Genomic DNA, 11,048 nt, shown 5'->3' on the forward strand with positions numbered 1-11,048 from the left:
CGCCCCCGTACACCGCACGGCCCCTCGCTCTTCCGGGCGGGGGGCCGCTGCCGTACCCTGACGCCCCGTCAGTAGATGGGGAAGCACGCCAGGGAAGCCTGATGGTGAGACCCCGCGGGGAGGCGGCACACGTGCGACTCGGACTCGCCCTCGGCTACTGGGGCCGCGGCCCCGACCCCGGCCACCTCGAACTGGCCCGCGAGGCCGAACGGCTGGGCTACGACTCGGTGTGGACGGCGGAGGCGTGGGGATCGGATGCCTTCACCCCGCTCACCTGGATCGCGGCGCACACGTCCCGCATCCGACTGGGCACGGCGGTGGCACAGATGGCCGCGCGCACGCCGACGGCCACGGCGATGCACGCGCTCACCCTGGACCACCTCTCCGGCGGCCGGATGATGCTGGGCCTCGGGCTGTCCGGGCCGCAGGTGGTGGAGGGCTGGTACGGCCGCCCGTTTCCGAAGAGCCCGCTCACCGCGACGCGCGAGTACGTCGACGTCGTCCGCCAGGTCATGGCCCGCAAGGGGCCGGTGGAGCTGGCGGGGCGCTTCCACTCCCACCCGTACGCGGGTGACGACGGCAGCGGCACCGGTAAGCCGCTCAAGCCCATCACGCACCCGCTCCGGGCCGACCTGCCGCTCCTCCTCGGCGCGGAGGGGCCGAAGAACATCGCGCAGACGACCCGTATCGCCGACGGCTGGCTCCCGCTGTACTGGTCCCCGCTGCGGACCGACGTGTACGAGCCGTCCCTCGCGGACCTCCCGAAGGGCTTCATGGTCGCGCCGATGGCCCGGGCGCGGGTCTGCGACGACATCGCGGAGGGGCTGCTGCCGGTGAAGGCGATGCTCGGCTTCTACATCGGCGGCATGGGCCACGCGGCCCGCAACTTCCACGCCGAACTGATGGCCCGGATGGGCTTCGAGGAAGCGGCCCGGCGGATCCAGGAACTGTTCCTCGCGGGCCGCCGGGAGGAGGCCGTACGCGCCGTGCCGGACGACTTCGCGGACGAGATCTCGCTCGTCGGGCCGCGGGAACGCATCGCGGAACGCCTGGAGATGTGGCGGACAGGGCCGGTGACGGACCTGCTGGTCACCGCGCCCGACCCGCACACGCTGCGGGTGCTGGCCGAGCTGAACGCCTAGCGCGGCAGAACCTTGGGGGTTTCATACACGCACAAGCGGCAATACGCCGTACATGACAACACGCGCGAGCACCACCACCACCGCGGCGAGGGTCATCGCCGCCGTCGCGGACGTCATCGCCTTCGTCATCGGGCTGTGGATCCTGATGTACCTGCTGGACGCCAACCGTGCGAACGACCTCGTGGAGTTCGTCCGCGGGGCGGCACGGTGGCTGGCGGGCTGGTCGCACGACCTGTTCACGTTCGACGAGGAGTGGGCGCGGGTCGTGTCGGGCTACGGTCTGGCGGCGCTCGTCTACCTGTTCCTGGGACACGCGGGGGCGAGGGCGCTGCGGCGCCGCTGACGCGGGTGCGGCGGGGCCGGGCGGTGTGGCCGCTGCGCGGGGCTTGTCCCCTCCCCGCCCCTTCCCGTAACCGGGGGCTCCGCCCCCGGACCCCCGCGCCTCAAACGCCGGCGGGGCTGGAAATGCCCGTCCGGCGATATGAGAACACCGCGCGAAGCGCGGTACGGGTCCGGGCGGAGCCCGGTTCGGGAAGGGGCGGGTAGGGGAACAGCCCCCGCGCAGCGGACACGCCCGCCCCCGCCGCGCGCCCGCCCGCGTCAGGGGGCCCCGCAGCGGTCCGGCGCCAACCCCCTCGGCAGGCGCTCGCCACCGAACACCGCCACCGTCGCCTCGTCGCCGCCCAGCGCCGCCACCGCCAGCAGCAGCGAGCCCGCCGTCCACGTGGTCAGTTCTTCCGGCCACACCGCGCGCTCGCCCTCGAAGACGTAGCCCGTCCAGTACAGGCCGCCGTCGGCGCGCAGGTGCTGGACCGACTGGAGGATCTCCAGCGCGCGGTCGGACTCGCCCATCGCCCAGAGCGCGAGCGCCAGTTCGCAGCTCTCGCCGCCCGTGACCCACGGGTTCGGCAGCACGCACCGCACCCCGAGGCCCGGCACCACGAACTCGTCCCAGCGTGACTCGATGCGCTCCTTGGCCTCGACACCGGTCACCGCGCCGCCCAGGACCGGGTAGTACCAGTCCATGGAGTAGCGGTCCTTGTCGAGGAAGCGCTCCGGGTGGTGGCGGACCGCGTGCGCCAGCGCACCCGCGGCGAGTTCCCAGTCCGGCTGCGGCTCCTCGCGTTCCTCGGCCACCGCCAGCGCGCAGCGCAGCGCGTGGTGGATGGAGGAACTCCCGGTCAGCAGCGCGTCGTCGACCGCCGTGCCGTCCTGCTCACGCTTCCAGCCGATCTGCCCGCCGGGCTGCTGCAGCGCGAGGACGAACTCGATCGCCGCGTAGACGACGGGCCACATCCGGTCGAGGAATGCCTCGTCGCCGGTGGCGAGGTAGTGGTGCCAGACGCCGACCGCGACGTAGGCGCAGAAGTTGGTCTCGCGGCCGTGGTCGGTCACGGCGTCCGCGTCGCCGTCGTGGTAGGCGGCGTACCAGGAGCCGTCGCCGTTCTGGTGTCTGGCGAGCCACTCGTAGGCGCGGACCGCCGCGTCGTGCTCGCCGGCGGCGTCGAGGGCCATGGCGGCTTCGGTGTGGTCCCAGGGGTCGAGATGGTGGCCCCGGAACCAGGGGATCGCGCCGTCGGCGCGCTGCGCGGCGAGTATCCCGGCGACGGTCTCCGCGGCCTGCTCGGCGCTCAGGACCCCGGGGAGGACAAGGTGCTCTGTACGTCCCGGCAAGGTCACTTGGCGGCGTCCACGGCGTCGGAGGGAAGGTGGGGCTTGGTCGCGTACGCCACGAAGCTCTTGCCGATCAGCGGGTTCAGCGCCTGCTCGGCGATCCGGGTGGCCAGTGGTTTCTTCATGATGTCCCAGACCAGGAGCTTGTGGTACGCCTTCACCGGCAGCGCCTTGTCGTTGTCGACGCCGAAGGCGCACTTGAGCCACCAGTACGGCGAGTGCAGCGCGTGCGCGTGGTGGGTGCCGTAGGGACGCAGGCCCGCCTGCCTCATCCTGGCGAGCAGTTCGTCGGCCCGGTAGATGCGGATGTGGCCGCCCTCGACCTCGTGGTACGCGTCGCTGAGCGCCCAGCAGACCTTCTCGGGGCCGTAGCGCGGGACGGTGACGGCGATACGGCCGCCGGGCCGCAGCACGCGGACCATCTCGGCGAGGACGCCCTTGTCGTCGGGGATGTGCTCCATCACCTCGGAGATGATGACGACGTCGAACGACTCGTCGGGGAAGGGCAGGTTGAGCGCGTCGCCCTCCATCGCGGTGGCCGTCGCACCCGCCGGTGCCTCACCGGCCTCCTTCATCGCGGCGAACCACTTGGCGACCTCGCGGATCTCCTCACCGTTCTGGTCCAGGGCCACGACCCGGGCACCGCGCCGGTAGCACTCGAACGCGTGCCGGCCGGCGCCGCAGCCCAGATCGAGCACACGGTCGCCCGGGGCGAGCGGGAAGCGGGAGAAGTCGACGGTCAGCACGGGGGTCTGCCTTCCTGGGGGCGGGGGCGGAGGGGTTTCAGGAGGCACGGATCGCGGCGGGGGACGCCGCGATGGCCTCTCGGTAGCGCTCGGCGGTGCCGATGGCGGCCTGCTTCCAGGTGAAGCGCGCCAGCACCCTGGCCCGGCCCGCGTCGCCGAGGCGGGCCCGCAGACCGGCGTCGCCGAGGAGCCGGCGCAGCGCGGCGGCCAGCGCCTCCGCGTCACCGGGCGGCACGGCCAGGCAGGTCTCGCCGTCGGTGCCCGCGACTTCGGGGATCGCGCCGCCGGTGGTGGCGACCAGCGGGGTGCCGGTGGCCATGGCCTCGGCGGCGGGCAGCGAGAAGCCTTCGTAGAGGGACGGTACGCAGGCGATCTGGGCGCTGCGCACCAGGTCGACCAGTTCGGCGTCGGTGATGCCCTTGACGAACTCGACCGCGTCCGCGAGGCCGTAGCGCTCGATCAGCTGCGCCACCGGGCCGTCCTCGGCGCGCTTGCCGACGACGACGAGGTGGGCGTCCGGGTTGTCGGTGCGGAGCTTGGCGAGCGCCTCGACGAGGTGGACGAGTCCCTTGAGGGGGACGTCGGCGCTGGAGGTGGTGACGATCCGGCCGGGGACTTCGGCGACGGCCGGGTCGGGCGAGAAGAGGTCGGTGTCGGCGCCGATGTGGACGACGTGGACCCGCTCGCGCCGTACGCCGAGGTGGTCGACGATCTCCTGCTGCGAGGAGCCGGAGACGGTGAGCACGGACGGCAGTCGGCGGGCGACCCGCTTCTGCATCCGGGTGAAGCCGTACCAGCGGCGTACGGACGCGCGGCGCTTCCAGTCGGCGGCGGCTTCCAGGTCGAGTTGGCGGTCGACGGTGATGGGGTGGTGGATCGTGGTGACCAGCGGCGCGCCGATGTCGCCGAGGAGGCCGTAGCCGAGGGTCTGGTTGTCGTGGACGACGTCGAACTCGCCGCGCCGGGCCCGCAGATGGCGGCGGGCACGCAGCGAGAACGTCAGCGGCTCGGGAAAGCCGCCGGTCCACATGGTGGCGACCTCGATCGCGTCGACCCAGTCGCGGTACTCGCCGCGCCTCGGCGTGCGGAACGGGTCGGGGCTGCGGTACAGGTCGAGGCTGGCCAGCTCGGTGAGCGGCACGCCCTCGTCGAGGACCGGGTAGGGCTGGGCGCCGATCACCTCGACATGGTGGCCGAGGCGGGCGAGCTCCCGTGACAGATGGCGCACGTAGACGCCCTGGCCGCCGCAGAACGGGTTCCCTTTGTACGTCAGGAGCGCGATCCGCAGCGGAGTGTCACCACCGCCGCCGGACGCGCCGGACGTGCCCGCTCGAGGGCCGGCCTCCATGGCCTCTGCGGTCACCCGTGGCCCCCTTCTCAGCTGCGTTTCGGCGGAGCGTAATCGGTCGCGCTAATCTAGAACAAGTTACAGACTTGATCGTTCAAGGACCTTCGAATCTACCGGGCGGTAGCGCAACTGTGACCGGCGGATCAGGTGATTCCCGCCACGGCGGGCGCGCAGGAACGGACTACGGGACTGATGACAGCGGAAGGCGGGCCGGTGATCCCCGCGACGCCGCCCCTCACGGAGCGGCAGGAGGCGCGCCGTCGGCGCATTCTCCACTCGAGCGCGCGGCTCGCGAGCCGGGGCGGATTCGACGCGGTGCAGATGCGTGAGGTCGCCGAGTCGTCGAGCGTCGCGCTCGGCACGCTGTACCGCTACTTCCCCTCCAAGATCCACCTGCTGGTGGCGACCATGCAGGACCAGCTCCAGCACATGCACACGACGCTGCGCAAGCGCCCGCCGGGCGGCGACAGTGCCGCGGACCGGGTCGCGGAGACACTGATGCGCGCCTTCCGGGCGCTGCAGCGCGAGCCGCACCTCGCGGACGCGATGGTGCGGGCGCTGACCTTCGCGGACCGCAGCGTGAGCCCGGAGGTGGACACGGTCTCGCGGCAGACGACGGCGATCATCCTGGACGCGATGGGCATCGAGGACCCGACGCCGGAGCAGCTGTCGGCGGTCCGGGTGATCGAGCACACCTGGCACTCGGCGCTGATCACCTGGCTCTCGGGCCGGGCGTCGATCGCCCAGGTGAAGATCGACATCGAGACGGTCTGCCGTCTGATCGAACTGACGGAGCCGACGCCCCCCGAAGGCGGCTCCCGCAGGCGGTGAACCGGTCGCTTCTCCGGCGGGAGGGTGCACCCGTCACCCCTCCGACGGAAGGTGAACCGGTCACTCCTCCGGCGGGAAGACGGTCTCGCCGCTGTCCGCCAGTGTCAGCGTGATCGCCTCGACCGGGCAGTTCTCCGCCGCCGCCAGCAGCCTCTCGCCCGCGTCGGCCGTCGTGGACCGCGCGTGCGACTGGCGGGCGGAGTCGAGGTCGAAGGAGTCGGGGGCGTGGCCCACGCACATGCCGGAGCCGATGCACACGCTGCGGTCCACCTCGATGTGCCAGCGGTCGCCCATCATTCGCTCCCGTAGCCGGCGGGCAGGTGGATCATCTTGTGCTCGAAGTACTCGCCGTACCCCTCGGGGCCGAACTCCCGGCCCATGCCGCTGTTCTTGTAGCCGCCGAAGGGGCCGAGCATGTCGAGGCTGAAGGTGTTCACGTTGTAGGTGCCGGTCCGCACCCGGCGGGCGAAGTCGATGCCGTGCTCGACGTCGGAGGTCCAGACACTGCCGCTCAGGCCGTAGTCGGAGTCGTTCGCCATCGCTGCGGCCTCGTCCTCCTCGCCGTACGGCAGCAGGCAGACCACCGGTCCGAAGATCTCCTCGCGGGCGATGCGCATCGCGTTGTCGACGCCGCCGAACAGGGTCGGCTCGACGTACCAGCCGCGCTCTTGGCCGGCGGGGCGGCCGCCGCCGCAGAGGATCTTGGCGCCCTCCTCCTGTCCGATGCGGATGTAGTCGAGCGAGCGCCGCTGCTGGCGCTCGGCGACGAGGGGGCCGACCTGGGTGGCCGCGTCGAGCGGGTCGCCGACGACGAGCGCGGAGGCCGCTGCGGCGAACGCCTCCGCGATCTCGTCGTAGCGGCTGCGCGGCGCGAGGACACGGGTCTGGGCCACGCACGCCTGGCCGTTGTTCATCCATGCGGCCGGGACGATCCCGGCGACTGCGGCGCCGAGGTCGGCGTCCGGGAGGATCACGGCCGCCGACTTGCCGCCCAGCTCCAGTGTCACGCGGGTGAGGTTGCGGGAGGCGACCTCCATGACGCGGCGCCCCGCCGCGACCGAGCCGGTGAAGGACACCTTGTCGACGCCCGGGTGCCCGACCAGGTACTCGCTGACCTCCCGGCCCGCGGGCAGGATCGACAGCACCCCCTCCGGCAGCCCCGCCTCGCTCGCCATCTCACCGAGGAGGTATGCGTCCAAAGGTGTCTCCGGCGACGGTTTGAGGACCACGGTGCAGCCCGCGAGCAGCGCGGGCGCGAGTTTGGCGGCGGCGGTGAACTGGGGCACGTTCCACGGCACGACGGCCGCGACGACGCCCACCGGCTCACGCCGCACCAGGATCGGGCCGAGGACGCCGGCGCGCCGCTCCTCGTACGTGAAGTCGCGGGCGACGGTGATGGCCGAGTCCCACACCATCATCGCGCCGAGCGCCTGCGCGAGGACGCTCCACGAGTACGGGGAGCCGTTCTGCGTGCTGATGGTCCGGGCGATCTCCTCGTGCCGTACGGCGATCGCGTCCTTGATCCGGCCGACGACCTCGATCCGCTCGTCGAGCGTCATCCGCGGCCAGGGCCCTTCGTCGAAGGCCCGGCGCGCGGCCGCCACGGCACGGTCGACGTCCGCCGGCGCGGCGTGCGGGACGCGACCGACGACCTGCTCGCTGTGCGGGGAGATCACCTCGATCACGTCCGTGCCGAGCGGAGCCGTCAACTCGCCGCCGATGAACAGTTCTCCGTGTTCCACGAGCTCGGTCATGACTGCTGCCTCCCGCCGGAGCACGCTATCTGACACAGTTTCAGAACTGATACCAGTTCCAGTTACAGGGGGCAATGGGCATGGCGCCGACGACGGACGAGGACCCGGTACCGCTCGCCCACGACCACGGTGGCGGCGTGCACTCGCTGCGCGTCCCGATCCCGGACAACCCGCTCGGGCACACCCTGGTCCATCTCCTCGACACCGACCGCGGGCCGGTCCTCGTCGACACCGGCTGGGACGACCCGGCCGCCTGGGAGGCGCTCACGGCGGGCCTGGCCGCCTGCGGCACCTCGCCCGCAGAGATCCACGGCGTCGTCGTCACCCACCACCACCCGGACCACCACGGCCTGTCCGGCCGCGTCCGTGAGGCGTCGGGTGCGTGGATCGCGATGCACGCCGCCGACGCCACCGTCGTCCGCCGCACCCGCGAGGCGGAACCGGGCCTGTGGCTCGACTACCTCGCCTCCAAACTCGAGCGCGCCGGAGCGCCCGAGGCACACATCGCACCGCTGCGCGCCGCACGCGCCTCGGGCAGCGCAGGCGGACTGCCCGGGATGCGCCCCGCACTCCCCGACCGGGAGATCGTCCCCGGCGAACTGCTCGACCTCGCGGGCCGCAGACTGCGGGCCGTGTGGACACCCGGCCACACCCCGGGCCACGTCTGCCTCCATCTGGAGGAGGCCCACCCGGGGGGCCGCCCCGGCAACGGCCGCCTCTTCTCCGGCGACCACCTGCTGCCGGGCATCACCCCGCACATCGGCCTCTACGAGGATCCCGACGACGCCACCGTCACCGACCCCCTCGGCGACTACCTCGACTCCCTGGAACGCGTCGGCCGCCTGGCCCCCGCCGAAGTCCTCCCCGCCCACCAGCACGCCTTCACCGGCGCCGCCGACCGGGTACGGGAACTGCTCGCCCACCACGAGCAGCGCCTCACCGGGCTGCTGACGCTGCTGGCCGAGCCGCGAACGGCGTGGCAGGTGGCGGAGCGGATGGAGTGGAACAGGCCCTGGGGGCAGATCCCCTACGGCTCGCGCACCATCGCGGTCTCCGAGGCGGAGTCCCATCTGCGGCGGCTGGTGAAGCTGGGCCGGGCGGAGGTCGCGCCGGGCGGGGAGCCGGCCCGGTACGTGGCCCTGTGACCAGCGCCCCACGTTCACATGTGCGACGGGCCGGTAGAGTGTCGGCGTCGTCATCATTGCCCGTACGGGGGGAAGCCGGTGCGAATCCGGCACTGATCCCGCAGCCGTGAACCACTCCAGAAGTGGCAAGTCGGAATGCCCCGTGCGCGGTCGTGACCGGCTCGTGTCACCGGCAGCCCGCCGGTGACCGGCACCGTCGAGGCATACGGAGCCGGAGCCCAGGTGCGTGAGCGTGCCCGTGCCCGGCTCCCCGCCGGGAGTACCGCAGGAGAGGCACAGCCCCGCCATGACCACCCTTCGCCGCTGCGCAGCCGCGCTCGTCGCCTCCGCCGTGCTCGGCCTGACCGCCGCGCCCGCCGCCCTCGCCGCCCCCTCCCCGGCACCGTCCAGCGAACTGCCCGGCGGTCTCTACGGCAAGAGCGACCCGACCTACGACGGCGTCTGGCGCCAGTCCCTCGCGCTGCTCGCCCAGGACACGGCGGGCGTGAAGCCCGCCGACGAGGCCGTCACCTTCCTGACCGGGCAGCAGTGCGCGAACGGCGGCTTCCCCTCGTACCGCGCCGACACGGCGAAGGGCTGCGACGCCGCAGTGCCGCTCGACACGAACGCCAGTGGTGCCGCCGTGCAGGCGCTCGCCGCGCTCGGCGGGCAGGACGCCGCCGTGAAGAAGACCGTCGACTGGCTGAAGTCCGTCCAGAACGAGGACGGCGGCTGGGGCTACAACCCCGGCGGCGCGAGCGACGCCAACTCCACCTCCCTCGTGATCGGCGCGCTGGCCGCCGCCGGTGAACGCCCCGCCGACGCGAAGTCCCCGGCGGGCAAGACCCCTTACGACGCACTGCTGACGTTCGCGAAGCCGTGCGGCGGCGAGGACGGCGGCGCCTTCGTCTACCAGGTGGAGTCCCCCGGCATGGTCGCCGACTCCACGGCCGCCGCCGTACTCGCCTCCCACGGCAAGGGCCTGGCGGCGACCGGCGGCGACGCCGGGGACGTCAAGGGAACGGACTGCGAGAAGGCCACGACCCTCGACGGCGCCGCGCACAACGGCGCGGCGTACCTCGCGAACGGCCTGGCGAAGACCGGGCACTTCGACACCCCGCCGATGCCCGGCGCCGACGACTCGTCCCCCAAGCCGGACTTCGGCAACACCGCCGACGCGGTGGTGGCGCTCTCCGTGCAGGGCCGCGCCGAGCAGGCGGAGAAGCCGCTCGAGTGGCTGCGGAAGAACTCGGCGGCGTGGGCGAAGGAGAACGGCCCGGCCGCCTACGCCCAGCTGATCTTCGCCGCGCGGGCGGCCGGCGCCGACCCGAAGGACTTCGGCGGCACGGACCTGGTCGCCGCGCTGTCCGCGACCGGCCCGGCGCCGCAGGCGGCAGGGGCGAAGTCACCGGCCGCGAAGGGCGACGAGCAGGCCGGCAAGGACGACACGAAGGCGGACGACGACTCGTCCTCCTTCACCAACTGGTGGATCGTCGGCGTGCTCTTCGTCGCCGCCGTGGGCGCGGGCTTCCTGCTCAGCGGCCGCAGGAAGAACCAGAGCTGATGCGACGTACCCGCTGCCTCCTCGTACTCCTCGGCCTCGGCGCCCTGTTCACCGTGCTGGTCGCGGCCCCCGCCCAAGCGGCGGGCTACCGCTACTGGTCGTTCTGGCAGAGCACCGACGGCCGGTGGGCGTACGCCACCGAGGGCCCGGCCACCGCACGCCCCGCCGACGGGTCCGTGCACGGCTTCCGCTTCTCGGTGAGCGAGGACAGCGGGGACTCCGCGAAGCCGCGCACGGCACCCGACTTCGAGGCGATCTGCGCGAAGACGCCCGCGAAGGACGGCACCAAGAGGATCGCTCTCGTCATCGACCCCGGCACGACGACGGACGCCCCCGGGGGCGAGACGCCGCCCGAGCGGCGCTCGGCGTGCGCGCAGGTCGACGAGGCGGCGACGACGGCCGAGGCCCTGGCACAGGTCGCGAAGCCGCTGCGCTACAACAGCCAGGCCCTGCTGTGCGCGATCTCGGGCTACCCGACGTCGGGCTGCGGCGAACAGGTCTTCGAGTCCGCCGCGAAGCCGGAGGCCACCGAGGCCACCGAGGCGGGCACGGACGACGACAACGGCACCGGCCCCTCGGTCGGCGTCTACGCGGGCATCGCGGCGATCCTGGTTCTGGCGGCGGCAACGGCCTGGCAGTCCCGCCGTCGCAGGCGATGACCTCCGACCACGGCCCCCGGCCGACGCCGGGGGAGCCCCAAACCCCGCCCGCGGCCGAGGCATCGGCGCCCCGCACGCTCCCGCCCGCGCCAAGGGAGCCCCAAACCCCGGCCGCGGACGGGACGCCCCGCCCGGCCCCGCCGGCGGTTGGGGCGCGGGGATCCGGTGTGGGTCCCCCCGGGCCGCCGGGCCCAGGAGCAGGAGCC

General features: G+C 73.0%; 11 protein-coding genes and 1 riboswitch. Of the genes, 6 read left to right on the forward strand and 5 right to left on the reverse strand.

Features of this window, described 5'->3' with window-relative positions; translation table 11 throughout:
- Positions 1–131 precede the first annotated feature (131 nt).
- Together AB0903_RS12840 and AB0903_RS12845 are read left to right on the forward strand one after the other, a co-directional pair.
- A complete protein-coding gene (locus AB0903_RS12840; protein WP_366701996.1) occupies positions 132–1,142 on the forward strand; it encodes an LLM class F420-dependent oxidoreductase in 1,011 nt (336 codons plus the stop codon).
- 52 nt (positions 1,143–1,194) lie between these two features.
- Positions 1,195–1,485 carry a hypothetical protein gene (locus AB0903_RS12845; protein WP_366701927.1) on the forward strand — a complete coding sequence of 97 codons (291 nt, stop codon included), beginning with the start codon at positions 1,195–1,197 and terminating at the stop codon, positions 1,483–1,485.
- 257 nt (positions 1,486–1,742) lie between these two features.
- On the opposite strand, the gene AB0903_RS12850 is transcribed toward AB0903_RS12845, so the two are convergent.
- From AB0903_RS12850 to AB0903_RS12860, 3 genes are read right to left on the reverse strand one after another with little or no spacing between them, the layout of a single operon-like run.
- The gene (locus AB0903_RS12850) at positions 1,743–2,822 is read right to left on the reverse strand and encodes a prenyltransferase (protein ID WP_366701929.1); all 1,080 of its coding nucleotides are present in this window, start codon (positions 2,820–2,822) and stop codon (positions 1,743–1,745) included.
- Positions 2,819–3,562 carry a methyltransferase domain-containing protein gene (locus AB0903_RS12855; protein WP_366701931.1) on the reverse strand — a complete coding sequence of 248 codons (744 nt, stop codon included), beginning with the start codon at positions 3,560–3,562 and terminating at the stop codon, positions 2,819–2,821. Before AB0903_RS12855 ends, AB0903_RS12850 begins: the two co-directional genes overlap by 4 nt.
- Before the next feature lie 37 nt (positions 3,563–3,599).
- A complete protein-coding gene (locus AB0903_RS12860) occupies positions 3,600–4,925 on the reverse strand; it encodes a glycosyltransferase family 4 protein (RefSeq protein WP_366701933.1) in 1,326 nt (441 codons plus the stop codon).
- A 177-nt stretch (positions 4,926–5,102) separates the two neighbouring features.
- Between AB0903_RS12860 and AB0903_RS12865 the strand changes: the two genes are divergently transcribed.
- Positions 5,103–5,741 (forward strand): TetR family transcriptional regulator, encoded by a 639-nt coding sequence (locus AB0903_RS12865; protein ID WP_366701935.1) that lies wholly within the window; start codon positions 5,103–5,105, stop codon positions 5,739–5,741.
- Positions 5,742–5,801: 60 nt separating this feature from the next.
- Here the strand turns inward: AB0903_RS12865 and AB0903_RS12870 are convergent, their stop codons facing one another.
- Both AB0903_RS12870 and AB0903_RS12875 read right to left on the reverse strand, forming a co-directional pair.
- Entirely contained in the window at positions 5,802–6,035 is a 234-nt protein-coding gene (locus AB0903_RS12870; protein WP_366701998.1) for a ferredoxin, read from the reverse strand.
- A complete protein-coding gene (locus AB0903_RS12875; protein WP_366701937.1) occupies positions 6,035–7,495 on the reverse strand; it encodes an aldehyde dehydrogenase in 1,461 nt (486 codons plus the stop codon). Before AB0903_RS12875 ends, AB0903_RS12870 begins: the two co-directional genes overlap by 1 nt.
- An 80-nt stretch (positions 7,496–7,575) precedes the next feature.
- Between AB0903_RS12875 and AB0903_RS12880 the strand changes: the two genes are divergently transcribed.
- From AB0903_RS12880 to AB0903_RS12890, 3 genes are all read left to right on the forward strand, one after another.
- Complete coding sequence (locus AB0903_RS12880) at positions 7,576–8,640, forward strand: MBL fold metallo-hydrolase (protein ID WP_366701939.1); 1,065 nt, start codon at positions 7,576–7,578, stop codon at positions 8,638–8,640.
- Positions 8,641–8,708: 68 nt separating this feature from the next.
- A riboswitch (cobalamin riboswitch) is annotated at positions 8,709–8,781 on the forward strand.
- Positions 8,782–8,926: 145 nt separating this feature from the next.
- On the forward strand, positions 8,927–10,183 hold the full coding sequence (locus AB0903_RS12885) for a prenyltransferase/squalene oxidase repeat-containing protein (RefSeq protein ID WP_366701940.1): 1,257 nt from the start codon (positions 8,927–8,929) through the stop codon (positions 10,181–10,183).
- Positions 10,183–10,842, forward strand: a complete 660-nt coding sequence (locus tag AB0903_RS12890) for an SCO2322 family protein (RefSeq protein ID WP_366701942.1) — start codon at positions 10,183–10,185, stop codon at positions 10,840–10,842. Before AB0903_RS12885 ends, AB0903_RS12890 begins: the two co-directional genes overlap by 1 nt.
- Positions 10,843–11,048 lie beyond the last annotated feature (206 nt).

Source organism: Streptomyces sp. NPDC048389, from assembly GCF_040706335.1.
Lineage (GTDB): Bacteria > Actinomycetota > Actinomycetes > Streptomycetales > Streptomycetaceae > Streptomyces.